Origin of the sequence: Xanthomonas maliensis (assembly GCF_009192945.1) — a bacterium.
Taxonomy (GTDB): domain Bacteria; phylum Pseudomonadota; class Gammaproteobacteria; order Xanthomonadales; family Xanthomonadaceae; genus Xanthomonas; species Xanthomonas maliensis.
On record NZ_NSET01000014.1, the window covers coordinates 22,846 to 38,786 of the forward strand.

General features: G+C 66.1%; 16 protein-coding genes. 12 read left to right on the top strand and 4 right to left on the bottom strand.

Annotated features, from left to right (window positions below; all coding sequences use genetic code 11):
* The first annotated feature begins 128 nt into the window (after positions 1–128).
* Positions 129–1,292 (top strand): two-component system sensor histidine kinase NtrB, encoded by a 1,164-nt coding sequence (locus tag CKY51_RS03910; RefSeq protein WP_022973316.1) that lies wholly within the window; start codon positions 129–131, stop codon positions 1,290–1,292.
* The gene (locus CKY51_RS03915) at positions 1,285–1,656 is read left to right on the top strand and encodes a response regulator (protein WP_022973317.1); all 372 of its coding nucleotides are present in this window, start codon (positions 1,285–1,287) and stop codon (positions 1,654–1,656) included. Before CKY51_RS03910 ends, CKY51_RS03915 begins: the two co-directional genes overlap by 8 nt.
* Before the next feature lie 26 nt (positions 1,657–1,682).
* On the opposite strand, the gene CKY51_RS03920 is transcribed toward CKY51_RS03915, so the two are convergent.
* On the bottom strand, positions 1,683–3,041 hold the full coding sequence (locus CKY51_RS03920) for a glycoside hydrolase family 16 protein (protein WP_152248915.1): 1,359 nt from the start codon (positions 3,039–3,041) through the stop codon (positions 1,683–1,685).
* Positions 3,042–3,623: 582 nt separating this feature from the next.
* Positions 3,624–5,210: an alpha-N-arabinofuranosidase gene (locus CKY51_RS03925; RefSeq protein ID WP_022973320.1), complete on the bottom strand. Its 1,587-nt coding sequence runs from the start codon at positions 5,208–5,210 to the stop codon at positions 3,624–3,626.
* A gap of 228 nt (positions 5,211–5,438) precedes the next feature.
* Between CKY51_RS03925 and CKY51_RS03930 the strand changes: the two genes are divergently transcribed.
* A complete protein-coding gene (locus CKY51_RS03930) occupies positions 5,439–6,488 on the top strand; it encodes an aldose epimerase family protein (protein ID WP_022973321.1) in 1,050 nt (349 codons plus the stop codon).
* A 102-nt stretch (positions 6,489–6,590) separates the two neighbouring features.
* Here CKY51_RS03930 and CKY51_RS03935 read toward each other — a convergent pair whose 3' ends face one another.
* The gene (locus tag CKY51_RS03935) at positions 6,591–7,385 is read right to left on the bottom strand and encodes a cytochrome C assembly family protein (RefSeq protein WP_022973322.1); all 795 of its coding nucleotides are present in this window, start codon (positions 7,383–7,385) and stop codon (positions 6,591–6,593) included.
* Positions 7,386–7,511: 126 nt separating this feature from the next.
* Here CKY51_RS03935 and ffh point away from each other — a divergent pair, with 126 nt between their 5' ends.
* The 7 genes from ffh (at position 7,512) to rplS (ending at position 13,367) form a co-directional block, all read left to right on the top strand.
* Complete coding sequence (gene ffh, locus CKY51_RS03940; protein ID WP_022973323.1) at positions 7,512–8,885, top strand: signal recognition particle protein; 1,374 nt, start codon at positions 7,512–7,514, stop codon at positions 8,883–8,885.
* 312 nt (positions 8,886–9,197) lie between these two features.
* Complete coding sequence (locus CKY51_RS03945) at positions 9,198–10,268, top strand: NAD(P)H-dependent flavin oxidoreductase (protein WP_152248916.1); 1,071 nt, start codon at positions 9,198–9,200, stop codon at positions 10,266–10,268.
* Positions 10,259–11,056 (top strand): aminotransferase class IV family protein, encoded by a 798-nt coding sequence (locus CKY51_RS03950; RefSeq protein ID WP_022973325.1) that lies wholly within the window; start codon positions 10,259–10,261, stop codon positions 11,054–11,056. Before CKY51_RS03945 ends, CKY51_RS03950 begins: the two co-directional genes overlap by 10 nt.
* Positions 11,057–11,165: 109 nt before the next feature.
* Positions 11,166–11,426, top strand: coding sequence for a 30S ribosomal protein S16 (gene rpsP, locus CKY51_RS03955; protein WP_022973326.1), 261 nt, complete (start codon positions 11,166–11,168; stop codon positions 11,424–11,426).
* Between the two features lie 43 nt (positions 11,427–11,469).
* A complete protein-coding gene (rimM, locus tag CKY51_RS03960; protein WP_022973327.1) occupies positions 11,470–11,982 on the top strand; it encodes a ribosome maturation factor RimM in 513 nt (170 codons plus the stop codon).
* 73 nt (positions 11,983–12,055) lie between these two features.
* Positions 12,056–12,814 (top strand): tRNA (guanosine(37)-N1)-methyltransferase TrmD, encoded by a 759-nt coding sequence (gene trmD, locus CKY51_RS03965; RefSeq protein WP_022973328.1) that lies wholly within the window; start codon positions 12,056–12,058, stop codon positions 12,812–12,814.
* 145 nt (positions 12,815–12,959) lie between these two features.
* Positions 12,960–13,367, top strand: coding sequence for a 50S ribosomal protein L19 (gene rplS, locus CKY51_RS03970; protein WP_022973329.1), 408 nt, complete (start codon positions 12,960–12,962; stop codon positions 13,365–13,367).
* A gap of 101 nt (positions 13,368–13,468) precedes the next feature.
* Here rplS and CKY51_RS03975 read toward each other — a convergent pair whose 3' ends face one another.
* On the bottom strand, positions 13,469–14,941 hold the full coding sequence (locus CKY51_RS03975; RefSeq protein ID WP_022973330.1) for an MATE family efflux transporter: 1,473 nt from the start codon (positions 14,939–14,941) through the stop codon (positions 13,469–13,471).
* Between the two features lie 173 nt (positions 14,942–15,114).
* Between CKY51_RS03975 and CKY51_RS03980 the strand changes: the two genes are divergently transcribed.
* Together CKY51_RS03980 and CKY51_RS03985 are read left to right on the top strand one after the other, a co-directional pair.
* Entirely contained in the window at positions 15,115–15,408 is a 294-nt protein-coding gene (locus CKY51_RS03980; RefSeq protein ID WP_031340298.1) for a hypothetical protein, read from the top strand.
* The gene (locus CKY51_RS03985; RefSeq protein WP_022973332.1) at positions 15,401–15,808 is read left to right on the top strand and encodes an RNA-binding S4 domain-containing protein; all 408 of its coding nucleotides are present in this window, start codon (positions 15,401–15,403) and stop codon (positions 15,806–15,808) included. Before CKY51_RS03980 ends, CKY51_RS03985 begins: the two co-directional genes overlap by 8 nt.
* The last annotated feature ends 133 nt before the right edge of the window (positions 15,809–15,941 follow it).

Consider the following 15,941-nt stretch of genomic DNA (forward strand, 5'->3'; position numbering starts at 1 on the left):
GGTCATGGTAGCCGATAACTTTCGCATGCAAATCGCCGGAAAATTGACGTTTGCAGCCGTGGCGGCTTGCACGCGACTTTCACACAATGATCACTAATGTCGCGCGCTTTCCGGGGATTTTGGATGTGATGGATGCGGGCACGGCCATCGACCTGAATGGGCCGCTTTCCCACGACAGCCGGCAGTGCCAGCTGCTGGTGCAGAGCGTGTCCGACCACGGGATCTACATGCTCGATACCGCCGGTCATCTGTGCAGCTGGAATCCGGGCGGCGAGCGCATCACCGGTTATCGCGCCGAAGAAGTGCTCGGCCTGCCTGTGGCGCGGCTGTATCCCCCGGAGGAACGCGAACAGGGCGTGCCGATGCGGGCCCTGGAGACCGCATTACACGACGGCCGCTTCGTTGGCGATATCTGGCGGCAGCGCAAGGACGGCACCCGTTTCCGTGCCAGCGTGGTGATCGAACCGGTGCGCGAGCATGGGGTGGTGGTCGGCTTCGCCGAGGTGATCCGCGATATCAGCGAGCGCTATCAGGCCGAACAGCTGCTGGAGCATGCGCAGCAGGCACTGCTGCTCGCACAGAAGAATGAGGCGCTGGGCAGGTTCACCCTGGGCGTGGCGCACGACTTCAACAACTTGCTGACCGTCATGGTCACCAGCCTGGATCTGATTGCGCTGCGCTCCGATGGTGATGCGCGCACCCGCATGCTGATCGATGCGGCGCAGGTCGCGGTCGATCGTGGCGCCTTGCTGACGCGCCAGTTGCTGGCCTTTGCGCGCGGTCAGCAGCTGGCACCCGAGCGGCACGCTGCCAATGCGCTGGTAGGGCGGTCGTTGGAGCTGATGCAGCGCGCCTGCCCAGCCAGGGTGGCATTGACGCTGCAACTGGCCGATGCCCTGCCTGACATTCGGGTGGACCCTGGACAACTGGAGGCGGCGTTGCTCAATCTGGTTTTCAACAGCTGCGATGCCATGATGGGCGACGGCAACGTAGTGTTGAGCACCTGCCAACGACATGGCGCGGCGGCCGGCGCGAGCGCGGATCCGCACCGCACGTATATTGGCATCAGCGTGCACGACGATGGCCCGGGCATGCCCCCGCATGTGGCCCAGCGCGCCAGCGAACCGTTTTTCACCACCAAGGATGTCGGCAAGGGTTCGGGACTGGGCCTGAGCCAGGTGGTGGGCTTTGCATCCCAATCCGGCGGTTTTGTCGATCTGCAGACCGCGCCAGGCCGCGGCACCACCGTGACCCTTTTACTTCCGGCTGTCGAGGAGGCCGAGCATGACTGATACCCTGCGCCTGCTGATGGTCGAGGACCAGCACGAATTGCGCGAACTGATCGGCGAGGCCCTGCGCGATGTCGGTATCACCGTCGACACCGCCGACGATGGCCATAGCGCCTTGCGCATGCTGCGCGAGCATGGCCCCTACGATGTGGTGTTCAGCGACATCCGCATGCCCAACGGCATGTCGGGCATCGAACTGAGCGAGCAGGTCAGCCAACTGCTGCCGCAGGCACGCATCATCCTGGCCTCGGGCTTCGCCAAGGCGCAGTTGCCGCCATTGCCCGAGCAGGTGGACTTCCTGCCCAAGCCCTATCGGTTGCGGCAGTTGATCGCCATGCTCAAGGGCGAGGCAGCAGCCAGCGTCTGAGTGCGCCGGCTGCTGCGCGGCCGCGTTCAACGGCTTTGGTAGTAGACCTTGTCGATGGCGATTTCCACCGGCGCGGCCGGCGGATCTGTCACCAGCATGAACATCTGCTTGACCGACTGCAGATCCAGATCGTAGAACGCGCTCAGCGGAATGCTCACCTGGTGCCAGCCACCGTCGCGGACCAGTCCGTACTGATTGCCACCGTTGACGAAGTCCACCCAGCTATCGCCAAAGCTGGTGTTGATGCCGATCTTGAACGTGGACGGCGTCGTGGTCTTCATATGGAAGTTCAGCGTGCCGCCACTGTAGGCGGCCATATTGCGATGGTCGGTCTGGATGCCCAGGCCATACCACGCGCCGGCGTTGGCGCGGAATGCCATGACGTGACTACCTTCGAACGGTGGTTGCGCGGTCGGCGTCAGGTTGTTCCATACATACAACTCGGCATCCTCGCCAAAGCGTAAGCGTCCGCTGGTGTCATTCTGCTCGGTGAACACGCCGAAGCGGCCAGGCGGCATGGCGTGTTGCGCGCCGATGTATAGCTCGGACCCCGGGTTCTGGTAGAGCCGGATGTAGTCGATCTCCAGCTTGCCCGGCAGTGGTGCGGTAATGCCGGCAGGCGTGTTGATGCCCGGGAAGGTGCCGCCCACGGCGAGGTTGAGCAGCAAGTAGTACTGCTGATGGAATTCGTGCAGTGACGCGCCTTCGATGTTGGAGATGGCGAACTGGAAATACTGTGTGCCGTCGATGGCAACGCGGATGAACTGCGGATCCCAGGTCATGCGGTAGACGTGGAAGTCGTTATGCAGGTCCACCGGATGGGTGTAACTGGTGTCGTAGTCGGCCTGTGCGCCGTTGTAGTCCCAGTGTACCGCTGCGCCGATGCGGCGGTTGGCGGTGCCGTTGGCGATCGCTGCCGCCATGCCGGCTTCCATCAAGTCGATCTCGCCACGCCCGGGCCAGACGCCGATCGTGCCCAGCATCCAGTAGGCTGGCCACAAGCCGTTACCGACCACCGGCGTCTTGATGCGCGCCTCCAGCGTGCCGTACTTGAAGTGCATGCGGCCTTCGGTCTTCAGTCGGGCCGACGTGAATGGCATGTCCCCAAAGGTTTCCCGTCTGGCTTCGATCACCAGGCGGCCATTTTCGATGCGCGCGTTTTCCGGGCGGCTGGTGTAGTACTGCATTTCGCCATTTCCCCAGCCGCATAGGCCGAGTTGGCAGCCATTGCCCACGTCGTACGTCCATTTGCTGGCGTCGATGGTTGGTCCATCGAAGTTGTCCTGCCACACCAGCGTCTGCGCCTGCACGGAAGGTGCGCCGTGCGCAAGAATCAATCCAAGCACGACAGCGAACTGCACAAGGGTGTTGCGAGTAGTGCGCATGGTGCGTCTCTCCGGTGCGGCCAGGTGGCCACGGGAGTGCGACGCTGCGCAGTGGCGCAATCGAGGTCAAAGCAATTCGTCATCGCATCGCCGTTCCGTGTGCTTCATTCCGGAATAATCCATTGATGTCATGACGCCGGTCGCAGAAGCAGGGCGACGATGCTGCGTGGCAGCAGCATCGCTGGGTGTTGGGCTGGACGATGCTCTGCGGCAGCGGTCGCTTGTGGACGTTGGCAACACAAGCGCCGAGCGTGACGATGTTGCGTCCATCATGGTCGTGCCAACGCGTGCATGTGCTCGCCTTGAAGCACAACGATCAACTGCGGCGCGGCACGTGAGATTCCGTGCATGATCGCGGTATCGCTGGCGCTGGCCGGTCGCTGCGATATCCCTCTCGCGCGTTGAACCCTGTTCGAGCTTGCTACCAGCGCGGGGTTGGACCGGACACGCGTAGCCACTGGCACGTTTCGGGCGGCCAGTGCGCCGCCGACGCGTCGTACTGCTATCTGCTGCGATTGAGCATCGGAATCCCCGCCCCGAGCGGCCAGACCAGGGCGCGAACGCCCTGGTCATCGGTGCAGCTCAGCGCAACTTGAGCATGACCACCGCATGCGCGGGCAGGGCGACGCGCAGCCGCTTGCCCTGGATACGCGCACCGTCGAACACCGCCGGTTCCACCGTATGAGGCTGTGCATAGGTATTGATGCTGGTGATCGCCGCAGCAGTGAGGATCTGTCCCTCCACGCCTTGCACCGACATGCCATCGATCTGCACGTTCACTGTCGCTGGCTGGGTGGCATCCAGATTGGTCAAGGCCACGTACACGTGGCCATCCTTGGCCTTGACGGCCGAGCCGTGCACTGCCGGCACGTCGTACTCGCCATGTCGATAACGTGGCGACTCCAGCTGCAGGGGCAGATGGGTGGCATCCTGGTACGGCTTGTAGAGTGCGAAGACGTGATAGGTCGGCGTCAGCACCATCTTGGCGCCATCGGTGAGGATCATCGCCTGTAGCACGTTGATCATTTGCGCGATGTTGGCCATGCGCACCCGCTCGGCGTGCTGGCTGAAGATGTCGAGGTTGAGGGACGCTACCAGCGCGTCGCGCAGGCTGTTCTGCTGCTGCAGGAAGCCGGGATTGGTGCCTGGCAAGGGCGCGTACCAGGTGCCCCATTCGTCGACGACCAAGGCCACTTTCTTGGCCGGGTCGTATTTGTCCATGATCGCGCTGTGCTTGGTGATCAGCTCATCCATCATCAGCGTGCGCGACAACGTCTGGATCCACGCGGCTTCGTCGAACGTGGTCGAGGAGGCGCGCGGCGGCCAGCCACCGGGAATGGTGTAGTAATGCATGCTCAGCCCATCCATGAACTTGGTGGCTTCGCGCATCATCACTTCGGTCCAGTGGTAGTCGTCGTCGCTGGGTCCGGGTGCGATCTTGAGGATCTTCTGGTCGGCCGGCGCTTTGACGAAGGTCTGGTAGCGGCGGAACACATCGGCGGCGTATTCGGCACGCATGTTGCCGCCGCATCCCCACAACTCGTTGCCGACGCCGACATACGGCACCTTCCACGGTGCTTGGCGGCCATTGCGGCGGCGCAATTCGGCCAGGCTCGAGCGCGTCGGTGCGGTCATGTATTCCACCCACTGCGCCAGTTCCTCCGGCGCTGCATCGCCGACATTGCCCGCCACGTAGGCCTGGGTGCCGAGCAATTCGGTGAAGTCCATGAACTCATGGGTGCCGAAGCTATTGGGTTCTTCCACGCCGCCCCAGTGCGTGTTGACGCTGACCGGACGATCGGCAGGCTGACCAACGCCGTCGCGCCAGTGGTATTCGTCGGCGAAGCACCCGCCCGGCCAGCGGATGTTGGGCACTGCGATCGCGCGGAGTGCAGCCACGACGTCATTGCGATAGCCGCGGGTGTTGGGGATCGGCGAGTCCGGGCCCACCCAGACGCCGCCGTAGATGCCGGTGCCCAGGTGCTCGGCAAACTGGCCGAACAGTTGGCGCGAGACCTGCGCGCCGGGCTGATCGGCGTGCAGTGTGCCTTCCACCTGCACCTCTGCGGCCGTGGCTGTCGTCAGGGTGAGGCCCAGGCAGGCGAGCAATAGACATGGCAACAAACGGGCACGCACGCACGGTGCGGCCAACAGCGTCTTCCACGGCATGGTCGGACTCCGAAGGAGGGGCGGGGGAATCGTTGCGCAGCGAGATGCGCGTCCATCAGCTTAGTGCGGCTGGCGGTTGCGATACCAGCGTGCGCGATGCTGGCGACCACGGCTGCAGCAGGTGAATCGGTCGGCGCCCTGCGCGGGCGCTGCAGGATGTGCGCAAGGGCATGGTTGCAAGCGCGGCTTCCCCGCTATGCTCGGCGTTTGCCTGTCGAGGAGCGATCCATGCTGCGTGAGTTTGGGCGGTTGCCGGAAGGAGAGCAGGTCTACGCAATGACGTTGCGCAGCAGCACCGGGCTGGAAGCGGACGTGCTCACCTACGGCGGCATCTTGCATGGGTTGCGTCTGCAGACCGCGCGCGGGCCGGTGCCGCTGGTATTGAGCTTGCCGGATCTGCAGGCCTATCTCGCCGATGGCGACAGTCTCAACATTTTGGTCGGCCGCTTCGGCAACCGCATCGCCGGAGCCCGCTACACGCTCGATGGCGTCACCCATCGCTTGGTTGCCAACGAAGGGCCGAACCAGTTGCATGGAGGGCTGCGTGGATTCGGTCGCCGACTGTGGCGCTTGCTCGATCAGGCGCCAGCGGAAGTCGTGCTTGGCTACGACTCGCCCGATGGCGAGGAGGGATATCCCGGCAATTTGCAGGTACAGGCACGCTTCCGCCTGGACGGACATAGCCTGCACCTGGACTACGAAGCCCGCTGCGATGCGCCCACCGCGCTCAACCTCACCCACCACCCGTATTTCAATCTGTCCGGCGATCCGCACGTGCCGGCGGCCGAACAGGTGCTGCGGGTGCCGGCCGATCGCTATCTGCCGGTCAGCGCGGACATGATCCCCACCGGCGACATCGCCGCAGTGGCAGGTTCGCCGTTCGACTTCCGTCAGCCTGCGGCGCTGGCCACGCGTGCCGATCCGACGCATCCGCAATTGCGTCAGGCCAAGGGCTACGACCAGTGCCTGTTGCTGGCTGCCGATGCCGACTGCGTGGCCGAGCTCTACTCCCCACGCAGCGGCGTGGCGATGCGGATATATGGCGACGTGCCGGCCGTGCAGGTGTACGAGGGCCAGCATCTGGATGATCACCATCCCGGCCTGGGGCGCGGTGTGTGCCTGGAGCCGCAGGACTATCCAGATGCGCCGAACCACCCGCACTTCCCGCCAGCCATCCTGCGCCCGGGCGAGGTCCAGCGGCGGCATATCCACTATCGGTTCGCCGTTCCCGGCCCGGATCAATCGTGGGAGAGCGTGCGCGCCGCACTGGATCGCTGATTCACGGCCTGAGCCGGACGGTCGATGCCGCAGCGTGGGTCAGCGGCAGGACGGCGTCACGCAGTGGCGGGCAGCCGGCAGCGGCGCCAGGGCTGCGCGCGCTCAGTCGCGTGCGCCCATCACCAGTTCGATGACGAACTTGCTGCCGAAGAACGACAATACCAGCAGCGCCATCGCCGTCAGCGTCCAGTGCACCGCCTTGGTGCCGCGCCAGCCATTACGCCAACGGCCGATCAGCAACGCGCCGAAGACAATCCACGACAGAATGCTGAGCACGGTCTTCTGCAGCAGGCGTTGTGCCAGGAAGTCCTGCACGAACAACAAGCCGGTCAGCAGGGTCAGGCTCAACAGCACGAAGCCCACGGTGATCGTGCGGAACAGCAAGGTCTCCAGCTCGGTCAACGGCGGCAGCGCGCGCAGCCAGCCATGGAAGTCGCGCCTGCGCAGAGCGCGTTCCTGCAGCCACAGCATGATCGCCAGCAGCGCGGCGATGCCGAGCGTGGCATAGGCCAGCAACGCCAGCCAGGCATGCAGTTCCAGCCGCCAGTCCAGGTTCGGGCTGGGTTCGTGGCCATAGCCGTGGTAGCAGACCAGCAGCAGCGCCGACAGCGGGAAGACCACTACGCCGACCGCCGCAGTGCGCCCGCGCCCGCCAAACACCGCGGTGAGCCCGGCCATGCCCAGTCCGCTCAGCGACAGGGCGGCAAAGAAGTGCATGTCCGGCCCGCCGGCCGTGCGCAGCGCCACCAGCACGTGGTAACCGGCATGCAGGGCCACCGCCGCCAGTGCCGGCACCAGCCAGTGCACGGGCGCTTGGTTGCCATCGCGCAACACGGCACGGGTCAGCAGGACGGCTGCCAGCAGATACAAGGCCAGGGCGATGAGAACGATTGTCATCGTATGAGTTTCGCACACCGCGGCACCGCCCGCAGTGCTGCCCGACGCAGCGGGGTGGGCCTCGCCGACCGGGCGCGTGGCCTGCCGCTATAATCGGCATCCGTTTCCCTTTGCGGTTCCCTGCGCATGTTCGAGTCCCTTACCCAACGTCTCTCCGGCACCATGGAGCGGCTGCGCGGCCGCGGCCGCCTGACCGAGGAGAACATCCGCGAGGCCACGCGCGAGGTCCGGATCGCCTTGCTGGAGGCCGACGTCGCCCTGCCGGTGGTGCAGGCCCTGATCGAGCGGATCAAGGTGCGCGCGGTCGGCCAGGAGGTGCTGAAGTCGTTGACCCCGGGTCAGGCGCTGATCAAGGTGGTGCGCGACGAGCTGACTGCGGTGATGGGCGCTGCCGCCAGCGACCTGAACCTCAATGTGCCGGCGCCCGCCATCGTGCTGATGGCCGGCCTGCAAGGCGCCGGCAAGACCACCACGGTCGGCAAGCTGGCCAAGCACCTGAAGGAAAAGCGCAAGAAGAAGGTCATGGTGGTCTCGGCCGACGTCTACCGCCCGGCCGCGATCGAGCAGCTCAAGACCTTGGCCGAGCAGGTCGGCGTGCTGTTCTTCCCGTCGGAGGCCTCGCAGCAGCCGGTGGACATCGTGCGCGCGGCCATCTCCGATGCGAAGAAGTCCTTCGTCGACGTGTTGCTGGTCGATACCGCCGGCCGCCTGGCGATCGATCAGGCGATGATGGACGAGATCAAGGCGCTGCACGCGGCGGTCAATCCGACCGAAACCCTGTTCGTGGTCGATGCCATGACCGGCCAGGACGCGGCCAACACCGCCAAGGCCTTCGGCGAGGCGCTGCCGCTCACTGGCGTTGTGCTGACCAAGACCGACGGCGATGCGCGTGGCGGCGCGGCACTGAGCGTGCGCTATATCACCGGCAAGCCGATCAAGTTCGTCGGTACCGGCGAAAAGACCGACGGCCTGGACGTGTTCCATCCCGATCGCGTCGCCAGCCGCATCCTGGACATGGGCGACGTGCTGTCGCTGGTGGAGCAGGTCGAGCACAGCGTCGATCAGGAAAAGGCCGCCAAACTTGCTGCCAAGGTCGCCAAAGGCAAGAAGTTCGACCTCAACGACATGAAGGAACAGCTCGAGCAGATGCAGAACATGGGCGGCATCCATGGGCTGATGGACAAGCTGCCGGGCATGGGCCAGATCCCGGACAACGTCAAGCAACAGGTCACCGGCAAGGAAGTGCCGCGCATGATCGCCATCATCAATTCGATGACGAAGAAGGAGCGGCGCAATCCAGCCTTGCTCAACGGTTCGCGGCGGGCGCGCATCGCGCGCGGCTCCGGCATGCAGCCGTCGGACGTCAACAAGCTGATGAAGCAGTATCAGCAGATGGAAAAGATGATGGGCAAGCTGGCCGGTGGCGGCATGAAGGGCTTGATGCGCAACATGAAGGGCATGATGGGCGCCATGGGCGGCCGCGGCATGCCGTTCCGCTGAGCCGCCGCGCGCTGCGTCCTGCTCCCCGGCCGGACGCAGCCAATCCTAGGCTGTGCTATGGACGCTCGAATGGCGACGTAGCGGCGCGCAGTGCGGTGGTGTCTGCGTTGCAGCGATCCATCTGCGACCCGGCTGCAATCGGGCCATGCAGGCGTCTGCAGGATCAATGCTGCAGTGACGATCTGTGGTGGTGCATGGTGCGCGTCATCGACATCGCGCGCATGCGGGGCGTTTCAGCGATGCGCTTGCGTCACTGCCCGCATCGGCAGACGGGTACGATGCGGCTTTCTCAGTGCTCGGTGGATGGACACGATGGATCCCATGACGCGTGCGGCGGCCTTCCAGCAGCGTTTTGGCCTGCGCCTGCCGATCCTGCTCAGCCCGATGGCCGGTGCCTGCCCGGTGCCCCTGTCGGTCGCCGTCGCGTCCGCTGGCGGAATGGGGGCGATGGGGGCGGTGCTGTCGCAACCGCAGGACATCGTGGCCTGGATGCAGGGCTTCCGCAGTGCGAGTGCCGGGCCGGCGCAGATCAATCTGTGGATTCCCGATCCGGCGCCGACGCGCGATGCCGACGCAGAGGCGCGGCTGCGCGCCTTTCTTGGCCAATGGGGTCCTGCGGTTCCAGCGACCGCTGGCGATGCCGTGCCGGTGGACTTCGATGCGCAGTTCGACGCATTGCTCCACGCGCAGCCGGCAGTCGCGTCCTCGATCATGGGGCTGTTTCGTCCCGCGGAGGTACAGCGGCTCAAGGCCGCCGGCATCGCCTGGTTCGCGTGTGCGACGACCCTGGAGGAAGCGTTGGCCGCGCAGGCCGCCGGTGCCGACGCGGTGGTCGCGCAGGGAGCGGAGGCCGGCGGTCACCGCGGCGCCTTCGATGCCGCGCAGGCCGAGTGGCAGATGAGCGGGCTGTTCGCCTTGCTGCCGCGCCTGGCCGATCGGCTGGCAGTGCCCATCATCGCTGCCGGTGGCATCGCCGATGGGCGCGGTATTGCCGCGGCCTTGGCGCTGGGGGCCAGTGCGGTGCAGATCGGCAGCGGGTTGTTGCGCACCCCGGAAGCCGCGTTGCCGACGGCCTGGGCCGATGCTTTGGCGGTCGCGGAGCCGGAGCAGACCTGGCCGACCCGCGCGTTCTCCGGCCGACTCGGGCGCGCCTTGGCGACGCCTTATGTGCGAGCGGCTGCGGCAGCAGGCGCGCCACCGCCAGCGCCATATCCGGTGCAGCGCGCCCTCACTGTGCCATTGCGGCAGGCGGCGCTGCGCGACAACCGCTTGCAGGCGATGCAGGCCTGGGCTGGGCAGTCGGCCTGGCTGGCGCCAGCGCAACCGGCGGCCGAGGTGGTGACGCAGTGGTGGACGCAGGCGCAGGCGCTGCTATGCCGCTGATGCTGTGCAATGGCGAACGGGCGACGGCGCAGCAACTCGCCAACGCCGCCTTGTTCAACTACGGCCACTTCACCACGCTGCAGGTGCGCGATGGCGCCGTGCGCGGCCTGGACCTGCATTTGCAGCGCCTGCGCCAAGGGAACCAGGTGTTGTTCGGCGCGGTACTGGACGTGGCGATGCTGCGGCAGCAGATGTGCGATGCGCTGACGTGCTTCGGCAGTAGCGACGCCGGCCTGCGCATCACCATCGCCGGGCCGATGCCCGACCCGCGTAGTGGCGAACCAGCGGCCGCGCCAGAGGTGCTGATCGCCGTCTCGCCGGCGGCGGACATGCCGGCCGCTGGCTTGCGCCTGCAATCGGCACTGCATCAGCGCAGTACGCCGCAGCTCAAGCACGTCGGCATCTTCGCGCAGTGGCAATTGCGTCGGCAGGCGCTGGCAAGCGGCCACGACGACGCGGTGCTCGTCGATGCCGCCGGCCAGCTGCTGGAGGGCACGTTCTGGAATCTGGGCCTGTGGCGCCAGGGCCGAGTGGTCTGGCCGCAGGGGCCAGTGCTGCAGGGGACCCAGCAGCGCTTGCTGCAGGCCGGGCTGGCAGCGCTGGGCATCGAGCAGGAGGCAGTCCCGGTCTCGATCGCGGACCTGGCGTCCTTCGATGGGGCCTTTGCCTGCAATGCCCGTGGCCAGCAGGCGATCGTCGCCATCGACCGGCAGCGCTGGCCTGACCGGGCGGCACGGCTGGAGGTCGTGGCCCAGGCGCTGCAAACCCAGCCCTGGCAACGGATCTGAGCGGTCAGTCGCAGGGCTGGCGGGGTGGCTTGGCTTCGCGGACGCGGCCCGCTATAATCGCCGGCTTACCGCGCCACTCTGGCGACTGGGCAATACAGGACATCACACCATGGTCAAGATCCGACTGACCCGCGGCGGCGCCAAGAAGCGTCCGTTCTACCACATCATCGTGACCGACGTGCGTAGCGCGCGCGACGGCCGCAACATCGAGCGCGTGGGTTACTACAACCCGGTTGCCCAGGGCTCTGAGCCCCGCGTCGTGCTGGACCTGGCCCGCGTCGACCATTGGGTCGGCAATGGCGCCCAGCTGACCGACAAGGTGCGCAACCTGTATCGGGAAGTGGCCAAGTCCCAGGCCGCTGCGGCCTGATCCCGGAGGGCCGAGCCTTAAGGCTTGGCCCAAGTAGACGCAGATGAAGCAGACCGAGCGCCGCATCCTGCTGGGCAGGGTTGTCGGCGCTTTTGGTATTCGCGGCGAGCTCAAGATCGAGTCGTGGACCGAACCGCGGACGGCGATCTTCCGCTACCAGCCATGGATCCTGCGGACGCCGTCGGGACAGGAGTCCACGCTCACCGGTGCGCGCGGCCGCGATCAGGGCAAGCACCTGGTGGCGACGTTCCCGGACGTGAGCGACCGCGACACCGTCGAGGCGATGCGCGGAATCGAGATCTACGTGCCGCGCAGCGCCTTGCCGCCGCCGAAGGACGACGAGTACTACTGGGTCGATCTGGAGGAGCTGCAAGTGCAGACCGTCGATGGCGTGCCGTTGGGCACGGTGTCGCATCTGTTCTCGACCGGCTCCAACGACGTGATGGTGGTGCGTGGCGATCGCGAACGGCTGGTGCCGTTCGTGCTGCCGGATTTCGTCAAGTCGGTGGACTTCGCTGCCAATCTGATCGTGGTGGACTGGGATCCGGATTTCTAGTCACGCGCGCCCGCCGGGCGCGTGATGCAGAGGAGCCTTCCGCCGTTGGCCTGCCAGGCCCGGAGTGCAATGCATGCGCATCGACGTCATCAGCCTGTTCCCCGAGTTCATCGCGCAATGCGCGGCGTTCGGCGTGGTCGGGCGGGCGCAGGAGCGCGGCCTGCTGGCATTGAACGGTTGGAATCCGCGCGACCATGCGCAGGGCAATTATCGGCGGGTCGACGATCGTCCGTTCGGTGGCGGCCCGGGCATGGTGATGCTGATCGAGCCGCTGCGGGCTTGCCTGGAGACGGTGCGTGCGGCCGATCCGCAGCCGGCGCCGGTGATCTATCTCAGTCCGCAGGGACGTCCGCTCACGCAGGCGCTGGGGCGCGAACTGGCGCAGTTGCCGCGCATGATCCTGATGTGCGGTCGCTACGAAGGCGTGGACGAACGCTTCCTGTCGCATGCGGTCGACATGGAGGTGTCCATCGGCGACTACGTGCTGTCCGGCGGTGAACTCGGCGCAGCGGTGCTGGTGGATGTGGTGGCGCGCCTGCAGGACGGGGTGTTGAACGACGCCGAATCCGCCGCGCAGGACAGTTTCGAGGGCGAGCAGGGATTGCTCGACTGCCCGCATTACAGCCACCCGGCCAGCCATCCCTGGGGGGAGGTGCCGGAGGTGCTGCGCTCGGGCAACCATGCGGCCATTGCGCGCTGGCGTCGCCAGCAATCGCTAGGCCGGACCTGGCTGCGACGTCCGGACCTGCTCGACGAGGCAGGGCTGGCAGCGGCCGATCGACGCCTGCTGGCTGCCTTTCGCGAGGAACACGCCGGCGGTGACAAGAAATAAGAGCCCACCCCTAGCTCTTGCGGAATCGATTGGGGTACAATATGCGGCTTGCTGGCCAGCCTTGCGTCTGGCCCTCTCACGAACCTCGAGCAATCGCCGTGCGGCGACTGCCGGTCCAAATATCACCAGACACGCGGTGCCCACCATGAGCAAACTCAACAAGACCATCCTGGCTGACTTCGAAGCCGCCCAGATCCAGCGCCAGCTGCCGGAGTTCAACCAGGGCGACACCGTCGTGGTGAACGTCAAGGTGAAGGAAGGTAACCGTGAGCGCGTGCAGGCCTACGAAGGCGTGGTGATCGGCACCAAGAACGCCGGCCTGAACTCCTCGTTCACCGTGCGCAAGATCTCGCACGGCTACGGCGTCGAGCGCGTGTTCCAGACCCACAGCGCCACGATCGACTCGGTCGAAGTCAAGCGCCGCGGTAAGGTCCGCGCCGGCAAGCTGTACTACCTGCGTGGCCTGGAAGGCAAGGCCGCCCGCATCAAGGAAGATCTGGCCGCTGCTGCGCAGGCCAAGGCCGCTCGCCAGGCTGCTGCCAAGGCCGAGTAATCTGCCGGCAGGCATCCTGCCGACTGCCAGACGGCCGCCTTCGGGCGGCCGTTTGCGTTTGCGTTTGCGCGTGCGCAACGCAACGACATGTCGGCGAACGCTCAGTGTGGCCGTGGCGGCGAGGGGGCGGCAACCGGTGCAGTGTCGGCAACCGGCGAGGCCGGATGTGCGGTCACTTCGGCGGCGGCCAGTGCGGACGGCGTCGTGGGCGTGGCCAGCATGCGCGCCTTGCGCCAGCCGCCCCAACGGTAATACGCCAGTGATAGCAGCATCGAGCAGCTGGAACTGATCGGGAAGCTCCACCACACCGCGTCCGCGCCCAAATGCGGCAGCAACAGGTTGGCCAGCGGCACGCGCACGCCCCAGAGCGCGAAGGCCAGGATCAGCAGCGGCGGAGTCACCGCGCCGGTGGCGCGGACCACGCCGGAGATCACGAAGCTGACGCCGAACAACAGGAACGACCACACTGCGATGTGGTTGAGGTGGCGGGCGATGGCCAAGGTTGGGCTGTCCACCGGCAGGAACAGTGCCAGCGTCCACCGGTCGAACAGGATCAAAGGGGCGATCAGCAGGCCGGTCATCAGGAAGTTGGCGGCGATGCCGGTGCGCGCGGTCGCAGCCACGCGGTCCCACAGGCCGGCACCGACGTTCTGCGCCGCCATCGACGAGCAGGCAGCGCCGATCGCCATCGCCGGCATCTGCACGTAGGTCCACAACTGCATGGCGGCGCCATAGGCGGCCGTGGTGTCGGTGCCGAAGCCATTGACCAGCGACAGCATGGCGATCATCGCCAAGGAGATCAGCACCATCTGCAGCCCCATCGGTACGCCCTTGACGATCAGGGCGCGCAGGATGGACAAGTCCAGTCGAAACAGGCGGGCGTCCTCGCGGCCCAGCCACAGGAGGTGGCGCTTGTGTCGCAGATAGAGCAATAGCCCGGCCAGCGCCACGCCCTGTGCGATCAGCGTGGCCCAGGCAGCGCCGGCGATCCCGAGTCGCGGAAAGGGTCCCAGCCCGAACAGCAAGACGGGATTGAGCCCGATATCCAGCACGACCGACAGCAGCAGGAAGCGGAACGGCGTACGCGCATCGCCGGTGCCACGCAGTGCCGCCGACAGAAAGGCGAATGCGTACAGCAAGGGCATTGCCAGGAAAATGACCCGCATGTAGGCCTCGGCCAGTGGCAGCGACGCGGCTGGCGTCCCCATGGCCGCCAGCAGGTGACGCGCCAGCCACCAACCGCTGGCGGCAATCAGCACCGAGATGCCGATGAAGAAGCTGGCACTGGTGCCCATGACGCGACGCGCCTGGGCGATGTCGCCGCGTCCCATGGCCTGGCCGATCAGGATGGTCGCCGCCATGCCGATGCCGAAGACCGAGCCGATCAGAAAAAACATGATGCTGTTGGCATTGGCTGCCGCCGTCAGGGCAGTCTCGCCGAGATAGCGGCCGATCCAGATGGCGTTGACCGACCCGTTCAGCGATTGCGCGATGTTGCCGCCCAGGATGGGAAGCGCGAACAGCAGCAGTTGGCGGCCGATCGGGCCGTCGGTGAGCACGGCGGGCTTGGGCATTGCATGCGTGCAAGGGCAGAGGAGCCCGCACACTAGCACCCGCACGTGTTGCCGAGGTGGACATCCGGGCCGCTGCCCAGTGGCGCGGATCGCCTGAGTGCGGTATCACCGCCAGGTCGCGGGCCGTCCCATCGGTCAGGCGGATCCCCTTCTTTCTGCACAAGGAGCTTGCAATGCTGCGTTCACGTCACCACCTGCAACTTGGTCTCGGCGTGCTGTTGGCTGGCATGGTGCTGGGCCTGGCCGGCTGTGCCAGCGATGCGTCACTGGACGCTGCAACGGTGCGGCCTGGCGATCGACCGGAATGCTTGGTCGGTGACGACAGCGGCGCGGTTCCGGCACGTGCCGATGGCCTGCTCGCCAGCCAGCGGCAACAGCGCTGCCACCCGGAGCAAACGCTAGAGTGGAACAACACGCGTAAGAACGAACAACCCATGCAGGTGGATTTCCATAAACGCAATGAGTGAATCGGCAGTACAAACCGCGGCGGTGCGGCTGGATGTCTGGTTATGGGCTGCGCGTTTCTTCAAGACCCGCAGCCTGGCCAAGCAGGCGGTGGAAACCGGCAAAGTGGACGTGGCTGGCCAGCGGCCCAAGCCTGCGCGGACCCTTCGCAGCGGGGAGCAGCTGCGGATCGATCGCGGTGGCGAGATCTTCGAGATCACCGTGGTGGCCTTGAGCGATGTCCGCGGCCCGGCGCCAGTGGCGCAGACGTTGTATAGCGAAAGCGAGGACTCGCGCGCAGCGCGGGCGCAATGGCGACAGCAGCGTGCGGCCGAGCGGACGGGTTATCGCCCGCCAGAGGGCAAACCGGACAAGCGCGCGCGGCGCCTGATCAATGCATTGGGCGATATCGACGCGCTCTAGCGTTGTGCTGCGCTGTCGACCATCCGGGTCAACCTAGGCGGGTGCATTCCCCAGCAAAGGCAGTCGTGCGCCCAGCGACGTGTGCCATCGGGGACGACACACCGGTGTCGGAGGGCGTGATGCGATGGATGGC

What these genes read in the sequence shown, in the direction of transcription:
- CKY51_RS03920 (WP_152248915.1), bottom strand. Translation starts at nt 3,041, where the DNA reads ATGCGCACTACTCGCAACACCCTTGTGCAGTTCGCTGTCGTGCTTGGA.
- CKY51_RS03925 (WP_022973320.1), bottom strand. Translation starts at nt 5,210, where the DNA reads ATGCCGTGGAAGACGCTGTTGGCCGCACCGTGCGTGCGTGCCCGTTTG.
- rimM (WP_022973327.1), top strand. Translation starts at nt 11,470, where the DNA reads ATGAAGCAGACCGAGCGCCGCATCCTGCTGGGCAGGGTTGTCGGCGCT.
- rpsP (WP_022973326.1), top strand. Translation starts at nt 11,166, where the DNA reads ATGGTCAAGATCCGACTGACCCGCGGCGGCGCCAAGAAGCGTCCGTTC.
- CKY51_RS03910 (WP_022973316.1), top strand. Translation starts at nt 129, where the DNA reads ATGGATGCGGGCACGGCCATCGACCTGAATGGGCCGCTTTCCCACGAC.
- CKY51_RS03950 (WP_022973325.1), top strand. Translation starts at nt 10,259, where the DNA reads ATGCCGCTGATGCTGTGCAATGGCGAACGGGCGACGGCGCAGCAACTC.
- rplS (WP_022973329.1), top strand. Translation starts at nt 12,960, where the DNA reads ATGAGCAAACTCAACAAGACCATCCTGGCTGACTTCGAAGCCGCCCAG.
- CKY51_RS03980 (WP_031340298.1), top strand. Translation starts at nt 15,115, where the DNA reads ATGCTGCGTTCACGTCACCACCTGCAACTTGGTCTCGGCGTGCTGTTG.
- trmD (WP_022973328.1), top strand. Translation starts at nt 12,056, where the DNA reads ATGCGCATCGACGTCATCAGCCTGTTCCCCGAGTTCATCGCGCAATGC.
- CKY51_RS03945 (WP_152248916.1), top strand. Translation starts at nt 9,198, where the DNA reads ATGGATCCCATGACGCGTGCGGCGGCCTTCCAGCAGCGTTTTGGCCTG.
- ffh (WP_022973323.1), top strand. Translation starts at nt 7,512, where the DNA reads ATGTTCGAGTCCCTTACCCAACGTCTCTCCGGCACCATGGAGCGGCTG.
- CKY51_RS03930 (WP_022973321.1), top strand. Translation starts at nt 5,439, where the DNA reads ATGCTGCGTGAGTTTGGGCGGTTGCCGGAAGGAGAGCAGGTCTACGCA.
- CKY51_RS03985 (WP_022973332.1), top strand. Translation starts at nt 15,401, where the DNA reads ATGAGTGAATCGGCAGTACAAACCGCGGCGGTGCGGCTGGATGTCTGG.
- CKY51_RS03975 (WP_022973330.1), bottom strand. Translation starts at nt 14,941, where the DNA reads ATGCCCAAGCCCGCCGTGCTCACCGACGGCCCGATCGGCCGCCAACTG.
- CKY51_RS03935 (WP_022973322.1), bottom strand. Translation starts at nt 7,385, where the DNA reads ATGACAATCGTTCTCATCGCCCTGGCCTTGTATCTGCTGGCAGCCGTC.
- CKY51_RS03915 (WP_022973317.1), top strand. Translation starts at nt 1,285, where the DNA reads ATGACTGATACCCTGCGCCTGCTGATGGTCGAGGACCAGCACGAATTG.